Genomic DNA, 17,840 nt, shown 5'->3' on the forward strand with positions numbered 1-17,840 from the left:
TCGGGCGGCCATGGCGGCGAAATATTCAACGAAATCAAGGGTGTTCTGCCCGACGTGGCGATTCAGGGTTCCTCGTGCGACTGTCATCGATCAAGCTCTCGGGCTTCAAGTCCTTTGCCGAACCCACCAACTTCCTGTTGCCCGGGCAACTGGTCGGGGTGGTCGGCCCCAACGGCTGCGGCAAGTCCAACATCATGGATGCCGTGCGCTGGGTGCTGGGCGAGTCCAAGGCGTCGGAGCTGCGTGGCGAGTCCATGCAGGACGTGATCTTCAACGGCACGAACAACCGCAAACCGGCCAGCCGCTCCAGCGTCGAACTGGTGTTCGACAACAGCGACCACCGTGCCGGCGGCCAATGGGGCCAGTTCACCGAAATCGCCGTGCGCCGTGTGCTCACGCGCGACGGCACCAGCAGCTACTACATCAACAACCAGCCGGTGCGCCGCCGCGACGTGCAGGACGTGTTCCTGGGCACCGGTCTGGGCCCGCGCGCCTACGCCATCATCGGTCAGGGCACGATCAGCCGGATCATCGAATCCAAGCCCGAGGAACTGCGCCTGTTCCTCGAAGAAGCCGCCGGCGTCTCCAAATACAAGGAGCGCCGGCGCGAAACCGGCAACCGGCTGGCCGACACGCGCGAGAACCTGACGCGCGTGGAAGACATCCTGCGCGAACTGGGCGCCAACCTCGACAAGCTGGAGAAACAGGCCGAGGTGGCCGCGCGCTACAACGAGCTGACCGCCTCCGCCACGCTCAAGCAGCACCAGCTGTGGTTCCTCAAGCGTGCCGAGGCTGAGGCCGACCAGGCGCGCATCAAGACCGATGCGGCCCAGGCCGTCAACGACCTCGAATCGCGCACGGCCGACCTGCGGCGTGTCGAGTCCGAGCTCGAAACCATCCGCCAGGCGCACTACGAGGCCGGCGACCAGGTCAACCAGGCCCAGGGCAAGCTGTACGAGGCCAGCGCCGAAGTCGGCAAGCTTGAAGCCGAGATCCGTTTCGTGGTCGAAGGCCGCCAGCGCGTCGAACAGCGGCTGGCGCAGCTCAAGGAGCAGATCACCGGCTGGGCCACACGGCGCGAAGACGCGGCCGTGGAACTGGAGCAACTGGCCGAAGCCCTGATCGACGCGGAAGAAAAGACCACCATCCTGGCGGCGCAGGGCGAAGAACAGACCGGCACGCTGCCCGCGCTGGAAGACGCGCTGCGCCAGGCCCAGAACCGCGCCAACGAGCAGCGCGCCAGCGTGGCGCAGGTGCAGCAGCAGATCCAGGTGCTGGCGGCCGAGCAGCGCTCCATCGAAGAACAGAGCCGCCAGCTCAACCAGCGGCGCGAGCGCCTGCTGGCCGACCGCAACGCGCTGGCCGCGCCCGATGAGGCCCGCCTGCAGGACATGCAGGGCCAGTTCGACGCCGCCAACGAAGCCGCCGAGCTGGCCGAAGCCGTGCTGCACGAGCTGCAGGACAGTGTGCCCCAGCTCGACGAGCAGCGCCGCGCCGCGCAGCAGGCCGTCAACAGCGAATCGGCCCGGCAGGCCGATCTGTCGGCCCGGCTCGAAGCGCTCAAGGCGCTGCAGGAGAAAGTGCGCACCGACGGCAAGCTCCAGCCCTGGCTGGCCCAGCACGGGCTGGACAGCCTGCAGGGCCTGTGGAGCCGCCTGCACATCGAATCCGGCTGGGAAAACGCGCTCGAAGCCGCGCTGCGCGAACGGCTGTCGGCGCTCGAAGTCTCGCGGCTGGACATGGTGCGCGGTTTTCTCGGCCACCAGGGCACGGGCGCACCGCCGGCCAAGCTGGCTTTTTACAGCCCGGTGCCCGCCGGGGCGGCCACCGCGCCGGTGGCGGTGGGCGGTGCCAAGCCGCTCGCCGACTGGCTGCGCCTGCACGATGCCGGGCTCCAGGCGCTGCTGGCCGACTGGCTGCACGGCTGCCTGACCGCGCCCACGCTCGAAGAGGCGCTGGCACTGCGTGCCCAACTGCAGCCCGGGCAGACCGTCTACGTGCCCAGTGGCCACGCCGTCTCGGCCCACAGCGTGAGCTTCTACGCGCCCGACAGCGAACAGGCGGGTCTGCTGGCGCGGGCGCAGGAAATCGAGAACCTGGACAAACAGCTCAAGGCGCAGGTGCTGATCGCCGAGCAGTCGCGCACGGCCCTGGTGCGCGCCGAAGCTGCCTACAGCGATGCCTCGCAGCGCCTGGTGGCGGCCCGGCGCGACTCGGGCGAGGCCCGCGGCCGCGCCCACGAACTGCAGGTGGAGCTGCTGCGCCTGACCCAGCAGGCCGAACAGACCCGCGCGCGCAGCGAACAGATCGGCGCCGACCTGGCCGAAGTGGACGGTCAGCTCGACGAACTTCAGGAACGCCGCGTCACGGCCGAAGCCCGCTTCGAAGAACTGGACATGCAGCTGGCCGACAGCCAGGAGCGCCATGCCCAGCTCGACGATCACGTGATCGAGGCCGAACGCAAGCTCCACATGGCCCGCGAGCAGCAGCGGGCGCTGGAGCGCCAGGGGCAGGAAGCCACGTTCGCCATGCGCAGCCTGCAGGCGCGCCAGGCCGAGTTGCGGCGCTCGCTGGACACCGCCGACGGCCAGGAAAAGGCCCTGGCCGACGAGCAGCAGCGCGCGGCCGATGAACTCACGCGCCTGACCGATGCCTCTGCCCAGGCCGGGCTGCAGAGCGCGCTGGACATGAAGCTTGAGCGCGAGCAGGCCCTGGCGGCGCTGCGCAGCCAGTACGACGACCTCACGGCCAAACTGCGCGCCAGCGACGAGCACCGCCTCAAGCTGGAGCGCGAACTGGACCCGCTGCGCCAGCGCATCACCGACTTCCAGCTCAAGGAACAGGCCGCGCGCCTGGGGGTGGAGCAATACAGCCAGCAACTGGCCGAGGCGCAGGCCGACCTGGCCGCGCTGGCACAGAGCATCACCGAAGGCAATGTGCGGATCGCCGGCATGCAGGGCGATATCGACCGCCTGCACCGCGAGATCCAGGCCCTCGGGGCGGTCAACCTGGCCGCGCTGGACGAACTGACCGCGGCCCGCGAGCGCAAGACCTTCCTCGACGCGCAGTCGGCCGACCTGCTGGAGGCCATCACCACGCTGGAAGACGCGATCAAGAAGATCGACGGCGAAACCCGCGAGCTGCTGGGCAACACCTTCAACACGGTCAACGAGCACTTCGGCCGCATGTTCCCCGAGCTGTTCGGCGGCGGCAACGCCAAGCTGGTCATGACCGGCGAAGAAATCCTCGACGCCGGGGTGCAGGTGATGGCCCAGCCGCCGGGCAAGAAGAACCAGACCATCCACCTGCTTTCGGGGGGCGAGAAGGCGCTGACCGCCATCGCGCTGGTGTTTGCCATCTTCCAGCTCAACCCGGCGCCGTTCTGCCTGCTGGACGAGGTGGACGCGCCGCTGGACGACGCCAACACCGAGCGTTATGCCCGCCTCGTGAGCAGCATGAGCCGCAAAGGCACGCAGTTCCTGTTCATCAGCCACAACAAGATCGCGATGGAAATGGCCGAACAACTGATCGGCGTGACCATGCAGGAGCAGGGCGTCTCGCGCATCGTCGCGGTGGACATGGAGTCCGCCGCCGGCATGCTGGAAACCGCCTGAATCCCCGATTGCACCCACTGACACCATGAGCAACTTGCAGATCAGTCTGGCCATCGTCGGCGGCCTCGTGCTGGCGGGCGTGGTCGCCTACAACGCCTGGGTCACCCGCCGCAACACCCCGCGCACCGCGCGCGAACCCGAACCGGACCCGGCACCCGCAGACACGCTGCCCCAGGCCGACGACGGGGCACCGCTGCCCGAGTCCTTGCGGCGCGCCGAGGCGGCCATGCCACGGCCCGCACTCGATCCGGAAGCCCGTATCGAACCCACCTTCGGCGCTGAGCTCGCGGGCGAACCGTCCGAGCGGATCGAACCTTCGCTGGACGGGGATGCCCCGGTGACGGTGGTGCCGGCCGAGGCCAGCGACGCCCCGCGCACCCCGCCCGTGGTGCCGATCACCCTGAACACCATGGTGCCCACGCTGGAAAAGCGGCCCGGGCTGGACGCCCTGATCGACGTGATCGCGCCCCTGGCGCTCGACGGCCTGGTGTCGGGCGAGGCGGTCATCGCCGCGCTGCCAGCCACCCGCCGGGTGGGCAGCAAGCCCTTCGCCGTCGAAGGCCTGAACGACAGCACCGGCGAGTGGGAAAGCCCGCGCCCCGGACAGCGGTACAAAGCCCTGCAGGCGGGCGTGCAACTGGCCAACCGCATGGGGCCGCTCAACGAGATCGAGTTCTCCGAATTCGTCATGAAGGCCCAGGCCTTTGCCGACACCGTGGGGGCCGCGCCCGATTTTCCCGACATGCTGGCCGAGGTGGCCCGCGCGCGCGAGCTGGACGTGTTCGCCAGCGGGCACGACGCGCAGTTGGGCTTCACCCTGCGCGCGCGCCGCATCGCCTGGAGCCCGGGTTATGTGGCCCAGCAGGCCGCGCGGGTCGGTTTCGTCGCGGGCGCCTTGCCCGGTCGCATGGTGCTGCCGGTGAGCCAGCCGGGGCAGGCCCCGCTGCTGAGCCTGAGCTACGACACCCAGGCCGCCATGGCCGACGACCCCGAACAAAGTGCCTTGCGCGAGGTGGCGCTGTCGCTGGAAGTGACGCACGTGCCGTGCAGCGAACAGCCCTTCGTGCGCCTGCGCCAGGCCGCCGCAGCACTGGCCGACGCCATGGACGGCGTGGTCACCGACGACGCCGGCCGGGCGCTGTCGAACGAAGCGCTCGACGCCATCGGGGCCGACCTGGACAACCTGTACGAAGCGCTCGACGGCCGCGACCTTTCGGCCGGTTCGCCCCAGGCCCGGCGCCTGTTCTCCTGATCCCCATGCAAGAAGACCTGTTTTCGGCCGAGCCCACGCCGGCCGAACGTGCCGCCGTGCTGCGCGCGCAACTGCACCATCACGCCCACCGCTACTACGTGCTCGACGCGCCGGAGATTCCCGACGCCGAATACGACCGCCTGTTCCAGGCGCTGCAGGCCATCGAGGCCGAACACCCCGAACTGCGCACGCCCGACAGCCCGACCCAGCGCGTGATCGGCAAGGTGCTCGACGGCCTGGCGCCGGTGCGCCACGCCGTGCCCATGCTCTCGATCCAGACCGAGACCGACACCACGGCGGCCGGCGCACAAGCCTTCGACGCCCGCGTGCGCCGCGAACTGGGCCTGCCGCCCGAGGCGCCGGCCATTGAATACGCGGCCGAACTCAAGTTCGACGGCCTGGCCATCAACCTGCGCTACGAGCAGGGCGTGCTGGTGCAGGCCGCCACACGCGGCGACGGCGAGACCGGCGAGGACGTGACGCAGAACATCCGCACCATCGGACAGATCCCGCTGATGCTGGCCGCCACGCTGCCCGCTTCGCGGGGGGCGCTGCCGCCCGAGGGGGCGCGTGTCGCCTGGGGGCGGCCCGACGGCGAAACCCATGGCGCTTTTCCCGACGTGTTGGAGGTCCGCGGCGAGGTCTACATGCGCCGCGATCATTTCGAGCGCCTGAACGATCGCCAGCGCGAGAAGGGCGAAAAGACCTACATCAACCCGCGCAACACCGCCGCCGGCGCGGTGCGCCAGCTCGACCCGGCGGTGACCGCGCAGCGCCCGCTGTCCTTCTTCGCCTACGGCCTGGGCGAGGTGCGCGGCTGGACGCTGCCGACCACCCACAGCGGCCTGCTCGACGCCCTGGCCGCCTTCGGTCTGCCGGTGTGCGAAGACCGCTGCGTGGCCCAGGGTGCGGCCGGCCTGGTGGCGTTTCACCAGCGCATCGAAACCCGGCGCGACACCTTGCCCTTCGACATCGACGGTGTCGTCTACAAGGTCAACAGCCTGGCGCTGCAGCGCGAACTGGGCTTCAAGACGCGCGAGCCGCGCTGGGCCGTGGCGCACAAGTACCCGGCGCAGGAGCAGATGACGCGCCTGAACGGCATCGACATCCAGGTCGGGCGCACCGGCAAGCTCACGCCCGTGGCCAAGCTCGAACCGGTGTTCGTCGGCGGCACCACCGTCAGCAACGCCACGCTGCACAACCTGTTTGAAATGCGGCGCAAGGGCGTGCGCGTGGGCGACAAGGTGATCGTCCGCCGTGCGGGCGACGTGATTCCCGAGGTGGTGGCCCGCGTGGCGCCGGGGCCGTGGGCCGATGCCGCCGCAGAAGCGACCCAGGGCGGCGACACGCCGGAGGCGGGGCAGTGGCCTGGTTCTGCGGCGGAGCGTGCGGGGCGTCACCCCTATGTGCCCAACTTCCGCATGCCCAGGGCCTGCCCGGTCTGCGGCAGCGCCGTGGTGCGCGAAAAGGGTGAAATCAACCACCGCTGCTCGGGCGGCCTGTTCTGCGCCGCCCAGCGCAAGCAGGCTCTGCTGCACTTTGCCAGCCGCCGCGCCATGGACGTCGAAGGCCTCGGGGACAAGCTGGTCGATCAGCTGGTCGACGGCGGCCTGATCCGCACACTGCCCGAGCTCTACACCTTGGGCGTAGCCAAGCTGGCGGCTCTTGAGCGCATGGCGGACAAGAGCGCACAGAACCTCGTGAGCGCGCTGGAAAAGAGCAAGCAGACCACGCTGGCACGCTTTCTCTTCGCCCTGGGCATCCGGCACGTGGGCGAAAGCACCGCCAAGGACCTGGCGCGCCACTTCGGCCAGCTCGACGCCATCATGGCCGCGGACGAAGCGCAGCTGCTGGAGGTGCCCGACGTGGGCCCGGTGGTGGCGCAAAGCCTGCACACCTTCTTCCAGCAGCCTCACAACCGCGAGGTGGTCGAACAGTTGCGCGCCGTGGGCGTGCACTGGCCCGAAAGTGAGCCCGCGCCGCGCGCCGCGCTGCCGCTGGCGGGCAAGACCTTCGTGCTCACCGGCACCTTTCCCACGCTCAAACGCGACGAAGCCAAAGACCTGCTCGAAGCCGCCGGTGCCAAAGTGGCCGGCTCGGTGAGCAAGAAGACCGACTACGTAGTGGCGGGCGAAGAGGCCGGCAGCAAACTCGACAAGGCGCGCGAACTGGGTGTGGCCGTGATCGACGAGGCCGGGATGCTGGCCTTGCTGAACGGCTGAATTCAGCGCCGAGCGCTGCCCCAGGCCGAATTCGGGCCCCCTCGCGGGGCAGCGACCCGCGTCAGCGGCGGCGTGTGGGGCCCAAGACCTTATTTGAACTTGTAGTGGTCGCGGTTGAGCACCGCGGCCACCGCGGTGACCTCTTCAGGAAACAGCCCCAGGTTCATCTGGGTGTTGCACATCTCGACCATGCCGCGCAGCAGGCCCGCGGTGTTGAAGCGGCCCTGGGGTTGGTACATGGCGCTGCCATCGCCACCGACCTTGCTGACGTGGCACTGCACGCACTGGTGTTCAGCGATGAGCTTTTCACCCAGTGCGAGGTCCGCACCCTGGAAAATCCCGGCCCCCTGGGCCTGTGCGGCGCCGCTGCCTGCGAGCAGCCCACCCGTGAGAGCGACCGAGCGGCACAGCGCGGGCCAGAACCGCGATGCCTGAGAACGGGCGAGAGCAGGGCGGTGGGCGTGAGGCATGAACGGTCTCCCGGGATTTGTAACTGGGGTGGGTATGGCACCCACTCTACATGCTTGACAATGCACCGCCATCCGGGTTGTTCCGGACCGGGCGCGTCCCGAAAACGTCCTCACCAGCCATGACCGTTCACGCCATCCTCAAGATGGGCGACCCGCGCCTGCTGCGCGTTGCCCGGCCCGTCACCGTCTTCGATACGCCTGAGTTGCACCGGCTGGTGGACGACATGGCGCAGACCATGGCCGCTGCCCATGGGGCCGGCCTGGCCGCGCCGCAGATCGGGGTGGATCTGCAGGTGGTGATCTTTGGTTCCGGCGCACCCAACCCGCGCTACCCCGATGCGCCCGTCGTGCCGCGCACGGTGCTGGTCAATCCCGTGATCACCCCGCTGGGGGACGAGGAGGAAGAGGGTTGGGAAGGGTGCCTGTCGGTGCCCGGCCTGCGTGCCGTGGTGCCGCGCTGGCGGCGCATCCGCTACAGCGGCCAGGCGCCGGATGGCAGCCCCATCGAGCGCGAGGCCGAGGGCTTTCACGCCCGGGTGGTGCAGCACGAATGCGACCACCTGCAAGGGGTGCTGTACCCCATGCGGGTGCGCGATTTCTCGCGCTTCGGGTTCACCGAGGTGCTGTTTCCTGGCCTCGATGCCGCCGAGGATGACTGAGCACGCCACCACTGGGCCGGGCGGCGCGGCGCTGTTACACAGCGCTGCGCCATTGAAACGAAACGACATATTGAGCGGGAGAGATCGGCTAGAGTCGCTCCCCGAAAAACGATTGGAGAGGGGCTTTGATCCGATGAAGCGCATGTTGATGGCGATGGCCGGTGCCGCCTTGCTGGGCGGTTGTGCGGCTGTGCGGCCGCCCGACCCGGCAACGCCGGTGATGCCGGCCACCTGGTACGCGCCCCCGTTGGCCCATCAGGGCAGCACGGCGGCGCTCACCGACTGGTGGGGCCAGTTCGGCGACCCCACGCTGGCCGACTGGATGGCCCGCGCGCAGGCGCTCAGCCCCTCCGTGGGGTCGGCACGGGCCCAGGTGTTTTCCGCCCGCGCCAGCCTCGCGGGCGCGCAAGCCGCCGGAGGCCCGCAGGTGGCTGCGGTCGCGACGGCGGTGCGCGCCCCCGACACGACCCTGCCGCTGGGCACCACGGTCAGTGCCGGTCTCCAGGCTTCCTGGGAAATGGATCTCTGGGGTGGGCAATCGGCGGCCGTGCGGGGTGCGCAGGCCGACGAGGCCGGCGCCCGGGCCGGCTGGCACGCTGCGCGCGTGCTGGTGGCCGCCGAAACGGCGCAGGCCTACTACGGCTACCGCCTGTGCCTGGCACAACTGGCCGTGACCGCCGACGACCGCGATTCCCGCGAGCGCACCGCCCGCAGCAGTGCCGTGACCGAAAAAGCAGGGCTGACCGCCCCGGCGGTGGCTGCGCTGGCCCGCGCGAGCCACGCCGAAGGCAGCAACCGGTACCAGCAGCAGCGCGCTGCCTGCGAGGGGCAGCTCAAGGCGCTGGTGGCCCTGACCGGGCTGGCCGAGCCCACGCTGCGCGATCAGGTGGCGGCGGCGCCGGCGTTGCCGGGGCACGACCGCTTGCAGGCGATGCTGGCGGTGAACGCCGTGCCGGCCGAGGTGATCCGTCAGCGGCCCGACGTCTACCAGGCCCAGCAGGCACTGGTGGCCGCGAGCGAGGCGGTGTCGGTTTCGCAGGCGGCGCTGTGGCCCTCGCTCAGTCTGCAGGGCAACGTGCTGCGCAACCGCTTCCGGGGCGGCGATCTGGACATCTCCGTCAACTCCTGGTCGGTGGGGCCTTTTACCTTGAGCCTTCCGCTGCTGGGGCGCCAGGGCCTGCAAGGCCGTGCCGAGGCGGCCCAGGCCCACTACGACGCCGCGGCCCAGGCCTATGCCGCCACCTTGCGCCAGGCCGTGGCCGAGGTGGAACGTTCGCTGGTGACCCTCTCGTCGCTGGCCGAGCGCGTGTCGGCCACCCAGACCGCGGTCGAAGGCTATACCCGCTCGTTCGAGGCCACCGAAGCCCGCTACCGCGTGGGCCTGGCCAATCTGACCGAACTCGAAGACGCCCGCCGCCTGAAGCTGGCGGCCGACAGCGCCGCCGTGGCCCTGCTGCAGGAGCGGCTGGGCGCCTGGATCACTTTGTATGTGGCATTGGGAGGCGGTTTCGACCCGCAGGCCCAGTCTGAATGGAAAGCACCCGCATGAACGCCTCTCCCCGTTTTTTCCTGGCCGGCAAAAGCAAGCTCTGGCTGCTCATTCTGCTGGGTGTGCTGGTGCTCGGTGGCCTGTTCATGGTGCTGCGCCCCGGTGCGGGCCCGGCCGAAAAGCCGGCTGCCGAAACCACCCCGACGGCCACTGGCGCCCCCAGTCCGGCGCTGACCGTGACCGTGGCCCAGCCGGAAACGCAAGCGCTGGAACAGCTGCTGGAAGCCAACGGCAGCATCGCGGCCTGGCAGGAAGCCAGCGTGGGGGCCGAACTCTCCGGCCTGCGCCTGGCGACGGTGAACGCCAACGTGGGCGATGTGGTGCGCAAGGGGCAGGTGCTGGCCGTGCTGGCCGGCGAGACGACCCAGGCCGAAAGCCTGCAGGCCAAGGCGGCGCTGGCCCAGGCCGAAGCCGCCCGCGAAACCGCCAAGGCCGATGCCGACCGGGCCCGCTCCATCCAGGACAGCGGCGCGCTGTCGGCGTCGCAGATCGCGCAGTACCTGATGCAGGAAAAGGTGGCGCAGGCCCAGTGGGACGCGGCCAAGGCGGCCTATGCGGCGACCGAGGTGCGCCTGGCCAATACGCGGGTGCTGGCACCCGACGATGGCGTCATCTCGGCCCGCCCGGCGACGGTGGGGGCGGTGGTGGGCTCGGGCCAGGAACTCTTCCGCCTGGTGCGCCAGGGGCGCCTGGAATGGCGGGCCGAGGTCACCGCCGATGAGGTGGTGCGCGTGCAGGCCGGCCAGAAAGCCCAGGTGATGGTCAACGGCGTCGAACCGGTCACCGGGACCGTGCGGGCCGTCGCCCCGACGGCCGATCCCCAGACCCGCAACGTGCTGGTCTATGTCGATCTGCCACGCCAGGCGGGGTTGCGTGCCGGCACTTTCGCCCGAGGCAGTTTCGCGCTGGGCCGCACGCAGGCGCTGACGGTGCCAGCCCCTGCGGTGGTGGTGCGTGATGGACACAGCTACGTGTTCGTGATCGACGCCGAGCACAAGGCCGAGGCCCGCAAGATCGGCACCGGCCGGCGCACCGGCGACCGGGTCGAGGTGCTCGAAGGCCTGAAGCCACAAGACGCGGTGGCGGTGCAGGGCGCCGGCTTCCTCAACGACGGCGATCTCGTGAAGGTGAGCCCATGAAACGCCCGACCCACACCCTGAACCACCCGGCGGGACTGCTGGAGGGCCTGTCCGCATGAACGTCTCGGCCTGGTCCATCCGCAACCCGATTCCGGCGGCGATGCTGTTCGTCATGCTGACGCTGGCGGGGCTGTTCTCCTTCAATGCCATGAAGGTGCAGAGCTTCCCCGACATCGATCTGCCCAACATCACCGTCATCGCCAGCCTGCCGGGCGCCGCCCCCAACCAGCTGGAAAACGACGTGGCGCGCAAGCTGGAAAACAGCATCGCCACGCTGCAGGGGCTCAAGCACATCTACACCCAGGTGCAGGATGGGGTGGTCTCCATCACGGCGGAATTCCGCATCGAAAAGGACACGCAGGAAGCGCTGGACGACGTGCGCTCCGCAGTCAGTCAGGTGCGCGGCGATCTGCCCTCCGACATGAACGAGCCCGTGGTGCAGAAGGTCAACCTGGCCGGCACGCCGGTGTTGGCCTACACCGTCTCGTCCGACCGCATGGACGACGAGGCCGTGTCCTGGTTCGTCGACAACGACATCGCCAAACTGCTGCTGTCGGTGCGCGGCGTCGGCGCGGTCAACCGCGTCGGCGGTGTCGACCGCGAGGTGCAGGTGCTGCTGGACCCGCTCAAGCTGCAATCGCTGGGCGTGACCGCCTCCGACATTTCGCGCCAGATGACGCGGGTGCAGATCGAAAGCGCGGGCGGGCGGGCCGACATCGGCAGCAGCCAGCAACCCATGCGCACGCTTTCGGCGCTGGGTTCTGCCGACGATCTGGCGCGCATGGAACTGGCCTTGCCGGACGGCCGCCGCATCCGCCTCGATCAGGTGGCGTCGGTCCAGGACACCATCGCCGAACCCACGGCGGCCGCGTTCCTCGATGGCCGGCCAGTGGTCGGTTTCGAGGTGGTGCGGAGCAAGGGCGCCGGTGAGGTGGAGGTGGGGCAGGGCGTGCGCGAGAAGCTGGCCGAGCTGCAGGCACGCCGGCCCGACCTGAAGATCACCCAGTCGTTCGACTTCGTGACCCCGGTGCAGGAAGAGTTCGATGCCTCCATGACGCTGCTGTACGAAGGCGCCATCCTGGCCGTGCTGGTGGTGTGGCTGTTCCTGCGCGATTTCCGCGCCACCATCGTCTCGGCCGTGGCGCTGCCGCTGTCGGCCATTCCGGCCTTCATCGGCATGCACTACATGGGCTTCACCATCAACGTGGTGTCGCTGCTGGCCATGTCGCTGGTGATCGGCATCCTGGTGGATGACGCCATCGTCGAGGTCGAGAACATCGTGCGCCACATGCGCATGGGCAAGTCGCCCTACCAGGCCGCGATGGAAGCGGCCGACGAAATCGGCCTGGCCGTGATCGCCACCACCTTCACGCTGATCGCGGTGTTCCTGCCCACGGCCTTCATGGCCGGCATCCCGGGCAAGTTCTTCAAACAGTTCGGCTGGACGGCGGCGCTGGCGGTGTTCGCCTCGCTGGTGGTCGCGCGCATGCTCACGCCCATGATGGCGGCCTACATCCTCAAGCCCATGGTCACGGCCAAGGAAGCGCCGGGCTGGGCCCGCCGCAACACCTTCCTCGGCCGCGTCTGGGCCTGGATGACCAACCAGGACGAGCCGGCCTGGCTCAACACCTACCAGCGCTGGGCCGCCGCGTGCATCCGGCACCGCTGGCTGACGCTGTTCGGCGCGGTGGCCTTCTTCCTCGGTTCGGTCATGCTGATCCCGCTGTTGCCGCAGGGCTTCGTGCCGCCCGACGACAACTCACAGACCCAGGTCTACCTGGAACTGCCGCCGGGCGCGACGCTGTCGCAGACCGTGGCCACCGCCGAGCGCGCGCGGCTGGCGGTGATGGGCATCGACCACGTGAAGTCGGTCTACACCACCATCGGCTCGGGCTCGGCCGGTGCCGACCCGTTCGCACCCCAGGGCACGGCCGAGCCGCGCAAGGCGGCGCTGACGATCCAGCTCGATCCGCGCGGCCAGCGCCCGCGCAAGCAGGTGATCGAAAACCAGATCCGCACCACGATGGCCGACATTCCCGGCATCCGCAGCAAGGTCGGGCTGGGCGGTTCGGGCGAAAAGTACATCCTGGCGATCACCGGCGACGATGCCACCGCGCTGCAGGGCGCGGCGCGCGCCATCGAGCGCGATCTGCGCACCATCCCCGGTGTGGGCAGCGTGCAGTCCACGGCGGCGCTGGTGCGCACCGAAATCTACGTCACGCCCGACCTCGCGCGGGCGGCCGATCTGGGCGTGACCAGCGCCGCCATCGCCGACACCTTGCGTGTGGCCACTGTGGGCGACTACGACGCGGCGCTGCCCAAGCTCAACCTGCCACAGCGGCAGATCCCGATCGTGGTCAAGCTCGACCCGGCGGCGCGGCACGACCTGGCGCAGCTGGGCCGTCTGCCGGTACCGGGCGCGCGCGGACCGGTGATGCTGGAGCAGGTGGCCACGCTGAGCTTCGGCGGCGGCCCGGCCGTGATCAGCCGCTACGACCGCGCCCGCAACATCAACTTCGAGGTCGAACTGGCCGGCATTCCGCTGGGCGACATGAAGGCCGCGGTCGAAAAGCTGCCCAGCATGCGCAACCTGCCGGCCGGGGTCTCGGTGCTGGAAATCGGCGACGCCGAGGTGCAGGGCGAGCTGTTTGCCAGCTTCGGCCTGGCCATGCTGACCGGCGTGCTGTGCATTTACATCGTGCTGGTGCTGCTGTTCAAGGCGTTCCTGATGCCGGTGACGATCCTGCCGGCGCTGTTGATGTCTTTCGGTGGGGCCTTCGTGGCGCTGCTGGTGACCAACAAGAGCTTTTCCATGCCCTCGCTCATCGGGCTGGTGATGCTCATGGGCGTGGCCTCGAAAAACTCGATCCTGCTGGTGGAGTACGCCATCGAGGCCCGGCGCCAGCGCGGACTGCCCCGGCTGGAGGCCATCCTCGACGCCTGCCACAAGCGCGCGCGCCCCATCATCATGACCAGCATCGCCATGATCGCGGGCATGCTGCCCGTGGCGCTGGGCTCGGGCGCTGCCGACGCGAGCTTCCGCTCGCCGATGGCGATTGCCGTCATCGGTGGCCTGATCACCTCGACCCTGCTGAGTCTGCTGGTGGTGCCGGCGGTGTTCACGATGATGGACGATCTCGGCAAGTTCACCGCCCGCCTGTTCGGGCGCCGTGTGGTCGACGAGCGCGCGCACGAACGCGATCCGTCTGCCATGCCGGCGCCTCACTGAAACAGGCAGAGACAAACGGGGCGGCCGCCGGCCGCCCCGCAGGCGCTCAGCCTTCGAGCGTGTCCAGCAGCTCGGTTTCGATCTCGATCTGCCGGCGGTTGACCTGCAGTTCGGGGCCGCTGATGAGGAAGGTGTCTTCCACCCGTTCGCCCAGGGTGGAAATCTTGGCCAGTTGCACACTGATACCGTGCCGCGCCAGCACCAGCGAGATGCCGTAGAGCAGACCGGCACGGTCGCTGGCGGTGACCGCGAGCAGCCAGCGCTGCGCCTTGTCGTCGGGCCGCAGGTCCACCCGCGGGGTGACCGGGAAGCTGCGCACCCGCCGCGAGAGCCGGCCCTTGCTCGGCGAGGGCAGCGGGCCGCGTTCGTCGATGGTCAGCGCCAGGTCGTTCTCGACCATGGCGATCAGCTCGCGGTAGTGCTCCGACAGCGTGGGCGTGATCACCTGGAAGGTGTCCAGCGCGCGCCCGTCGCGGGTGGTATGCACGCGCGCGTCCAGGATGGAAAAGCCCGCGTTGTCGAAATAGCCGCAGATGCGGGCGAACAGGTCGTGCTGGTCGGGTGCGTACACCAGCACCTGCAGGCCTTCCCCTTCGGGCGAGAGGCGTGCACGCACGATGCTGCAGCCGGCCGGCACCTCGCCCTGCGCGTTGGGTTTGCACTGGGGCTGCGCCTGGGCCAGGGCCTTGGTCAGCACGCGCGTGTGCCAGGCGATCTCGTCGGCCTGGTGGCGCATGAAGTAGCTCAGGTCCAGCGTGTCCCAGAGCTTTTTGTGCGCCTCGTGCGGCAGGGCGTGCAGCGCCAGCACCGACAACGCCGCCCGCTTGCGCGCTTCCACCAGGGCGTCGGCATCGGGCGCGCGACCACCCAGCGCGCGCAGGGTGTAGCGGTACAGGTCTTCGAGCAGCTTGCCTTTCCAGGCGTTCCACACCTTGGGGCTGGTGCCGCGGATGTCGGCCACCGTCAGCAGGTACAGGGCGGTGAGGTAGCGCTCGTTGCCCACGCGCTGGGCGAAGGCGGCGATGACGTCGGGATCGCTCAGGTCTTCCTTCTGGGCGATCCGGCTCATGGTCAGGTGTTCATTCACCAAGAAGGCGATCAGCCGGGCGTCTTCCCTGTCGATGCCGTGCTGGCGGCAGAAGGTGCGCACGTCGCGTGCGCCCAGGTCGGAGTGGTCGCCGCCCCGGCCTTTGGCGATGTCGTGGAACAGCGCGGCCACGTAGAGGATCCAGGGCTTGTCCAGGCCGGCGGCCAGTTGCGAGCAGAACGGGTATTCGTGCGAGTGCTCGGCGATGAAGAAGCGCCGCACGTTGCGCAGCACCATCAGGATGTGCTGGTCCACGGTGTAGACGTGGAACAGGTCGTGCTGCATCTGCCCCACCGTGTGGCGGAACACCCAGAGGTAGCGCCCGAGCACCGAGGTCTGGTTCATCAGCCGCATGGCGTGGGTGATGCCTTCGGGCTCCTGCAGGATGCGCAGGAAGGTGGCGCGGTTCACCGGGTCGCTGCGGAACTTCGCGTTCATGATCGGGCGCGCGTTGTACAGCGCCCGCAGCGTGCGTGCCGACAAGCCCTTGATGCCCACCGTGGTCTGGTAGAGCAGGAAGGTTTCCAGGATGGCGTGTGGCTGCTGGATGTAGAGGTGGTCGCTGGCCACCTCCAGCATGTTGGCCTTGTCGTAGAAGCGCTCGTTGATCGGGCGCATGCGCACCGGGCCGGTGTCTTCGTTGAGCCGCTCCTCGATGTTCAGCAGCAGGATCTGATTGAGCTGCGTCACCGCCTTGGCCGCCCAGTAGTAGCGCTTCATGAGCTGCTCGCTGGCACGGCGGGCGGTGCGCGCGGTCGGCGGTGTGTGGCCCTGGCCGCCCGGGGTGATGACCGCCGGCACCTGCGCCTTGTAGCCGAACGATTCGGCCACGGCGGTCTGCAGGTCGAACACCAGGCGGTCCTCGCGGCGGTTGGCCAGCAGGTGCAGGCGGGCGCGGATCAGGCTGAGCAGGGCCTCGTTGGCCTTGATCTGCCGCACTTCGAGCGGGGTGGCCAGCCCGGTGCGGGCCAGTTCGTCCCAGCTGTGGCCCAGGCCGGCGGCCTTGGCCACCCAGAGAATCATCTGCAGGTCGCGCAGGCCGCCGGGCGATTCCTTGCAGTTGGGCTCCAGCGCGTAGGGCGTGTTCTCGAACTTCTGGTGGCGCTGGCGCATCTCCAGCGTCTTGGCCACGAAGAAGGCCTTGGGGTCCATGGTGGCGCCGAGTTCGCGCACCAGGCGGGTGAACTGCGTCCGCGCGCCGGTGATGAGCCGGCATTCCAGCAGCGAGGTCTGCACGGTCACGTCGCCCGCGGCTTCCTGCACACATTCGGCGACCGAGCGCACGCTGGAGCCGATCTCCAGCCCGATGTCCCAGCAGGCGCCGATGAAGCCTTCCAGCCGTGCCTTGAGGGTGGCGTCATCGTCCGGGTGGGCGTCATCGGGCAGCAACACCAGCACGTCCACGTCGGAATTCGGGAACAGCTCGCCACGGCCGAAGCCACCCACGGCAATGAGCGCAAAGCCGGGCGCGAACCCGGCGGATTCCCACAGCTTGCGCAGCTTGTCGTCGGTCAGCCGCGCCAGTTGCTTGAGCGCCTTGTGCACGCCGCGGGTCGATGTGCCCTGCAGGCCCAGGTGGGCGAGCAGGGCGGCCTTGTCGCTGCGGTACTGGAGGCGCAGGGCGCCGATCTCGCCTTTGGGGTCGCCCATGGCGTGGTCTCCGGGAGAAAGGGGGTCAGCAGGCCGTGGTGGTCACGAACGCCGGCAGCGGCGGGCTGCCGGCCGACAGGGTCAGCACGTCGTAGCCGGTGGGGGTGACCAGCACCGTGTGTTCCCACTGCGCCGAGAGCGAGCGGTCGCGTGTGACGATGGTCCAGCCGTCGCCCAGTTCCTTGATGTCGCGCTTGCCGGCGTTGATCATGGGCTCGATGGTGAAGGTCATGCCCGGGCGCAGTTCTTCCAGCGTGCCGGGGCGGCCATAGTGCAGCACCTGCGGCTCTTCGTGGAATTTCTGGCCGATGCCGTGGCCGCAGAACTCGCGCACCACGCTGAAGCCGTTGCCTTCGGCGTAGGTCTGGATGGCGTGGCCGATGTCGCCCAGGCGGATGCCCGGCCTGACCATCACGATGCCCTTCCACATGGCTTCGAACGTGACCTGGTTCAGCCGCCGGGCCTGCACCGAAGCCGCTGCTTCGCCGCCGATCAGGAACATGCGGCTGTTGTCGCCGTACCAGCCGTCCTGGGTGATGACGGTGACGTCCACGTTCAGGATGTCGCCCTTCTTGAGCGGCCGGTCGTTGGGGATGCCGTGGCACACCACGTGGTTGATGGAGGTGCACACATGGCCGGGGTAGGGCGGGTAGCCGGGCGGCTGGTAGCCCACGGTGGCCGAGCGCGTGCCCTGCTTCTTCATGTAGTCGGCCGAGAGGCGGTCGATTTCGAGCGTGGTCATGCCCGGCTGGATCAGCGGCGAGAGGTAATCCAGCACTTCGGACGCCAGGCGGCAGGCCTCGCGCATGCCGGCGATACCGGCCTCGTCTTTGTAAGTGATGCTCATGGGTCGGAATTATCCCATCCGCCCCCCGGGCGTGGGCCCTTGCCGGCCAAGCCAGCGCGGGTGTCGCGGGTAAAATCGTGGGATTCCCATCCCCCGGGCCGCCCCGCGCCCGCCACCCCCAA

The 17,840-nt window shown here is 69.2% G+C and carries 10 protein-coding genes; 7 read left to right on the plus strand and 3 right to left on the minus strand.

Annotated features, from left to right (window positions below; all coding sequences use genetic code 11):
* Nucleotides 1-74 precede the first annotated feature (74 nt).
* Genes smc through ligA form a run of 3 tightly spaced genes read left to right on the plus strand, consistent with a single transcriptional unit; the run spans nt 75 to nt 7,088 of the window.
* The gene (gene smc, locus QQK43_RS01930) at nt 75-3,614 is read left to right on the plus strand and encodes a chromosome segregation protein SMC (protein WP_284306425.1); all 3,540 of its coding nucleotides are present in this window, start codon (nt 75-77) and stop codon (nt 3,612-3,614) included.
* Between the two features lie 25 nt (nt 3,615-3,639).
* Complete coding sequence (locus tag QQK43_RS01935; RefSeq protein ID WP_284306426.1) at nt 3,640-4,866, plus strand: cell division protein ZipA C-terminal FtsZ-binding domain-containing protein; 1,227 nt, start codon at nt 3,640-3,642, stop codon at nt 4,864-4,866.
* A 5-nt stretch (nt 4,867-4,871) separates the two neighbouring features.
* A complete protein-coding gene (ligA, locus tag QQK43_RS01940; RefSeq protein WP_284306427.1) occupies nt 4,872-7,088 on the plus strand; it encodes an NAD-dependent DNA ligase LigA in 2,217 nt (738 codons plus the stop codon).
* Nucleotides 7,089-7,177: 89 nt separating this feature from the next.
* Here ligA and QQK43_RS01945 read toward each other — a convergent pair whose 3' ends face one another.
* The gene (locus tag QQK43_RS01945; protein ID WP_284306428.1) at nt 7,178-7,558 is read right to left on the minus strand and encodes a hypothetical protein; all 381 of its coding nucleotides are present in this window, start codon (nt 7,556-7,558) and stop codon (nt 7,178-7,180) included.
* 119 nt (nt 7,559-7,677) lie between these two features.
* Here QQK43_RS01945 and def point away from each other — a divergent pair, with 119 nt between their 5' ends.
* The 4 genes from def to QQK43_RS01965 all read left to right on the plus strand — a co-directional run bounded on the left by def (nt 7,678) and on the right by QQK43_RS01965 (nt 14,134).
* Complete coding sequence (def, locus tag QQK43_RS01950; protein WP_284306429.1) at nt 7,678-8,217, plus strand: peptide deformylase; 540 nt, start codon at nt 7,678-7,680, stop codon at nt 8,215-8,217.
* 133 nt (nt 8,218-8,350) lie between these two features.
* Nucleotides 8,351-9,766, plus strand: coding sequence for an efflux transporter outer membrane subunit (locus QQK43_RS01955; protein WP_284306431.1), 1,416 nt, complete (start codon nt 8,351-8,353; stop codon nt 9,764-9,766).
* Nucleotides 9,763-10,905, plus strand: a complete 1,143-nt coding sequence (locus tag QQK43_RS01960) for an efflux RND transporter periplasmic adaptor subunit (protein ID WP_284306432.1) — start codon at nt 9,763-9,765, stop codon at nt 10,903-10,905. Before QQK43_RS01955 ends, QQK43_RS01960 begins: the two co-directional genes overlap by 4 nt.
* A 55-nt stretch (nt 10,906-10,960) precedes the next feature.
* Nucleotides 10,961-14,134, plus strand: coding sequence for an efflux RND transporter permease subunit (locus tag QQK43_RS01965; protein WP_284306433.1), 3,174 nt, complete (start codon nt 10,961-10,963; stop codon nt 14,132-14,134).
* A gap of 46 nt (nt 14,135-14,180) precedes the next feature.
* Here the strand turns inward: QQK43_RS01965 and QQK43_RS01970 are convergent, their stop codons facing one another.
* Nucleotides 14,181-16,871: a [protein-PII] uridylyltransferase gene (locus QQK43_RS01970; protein WP_284306434.1), complete on the minus strand. Its 2,691-nt coding sequence runs from the start codon at nt 16,869-16,871 to the stop codon at nt 14,181-14,183.
* Between the two features lie 25 nt (nt 16,872-16,896).
* Nucleotides 16,897-17,718, minus strand: a complete 822-nt coding sequence (gene map, locus QQK43_RS01975; protein ID WP_234266488.1) for a type I methionyl aminopeptidase — start codon at nt 17,716-17,718, stop codon at nt 16,897-16,899.
* Between the last annotated feature and the right edge of the window lie 122 nt (nt 17,719-17,840).

Source organism: Hydrogenophaga electricum (assembly GCF_030160815.1).
Classification (GTDB): domain Bacteria; phylum Pseudomonadota; class Gammaproteobacteria; order Burkholderiales; family Burkholderiaceae_C; genus Hydrogenophaga; species Hydrogenophaga electricum.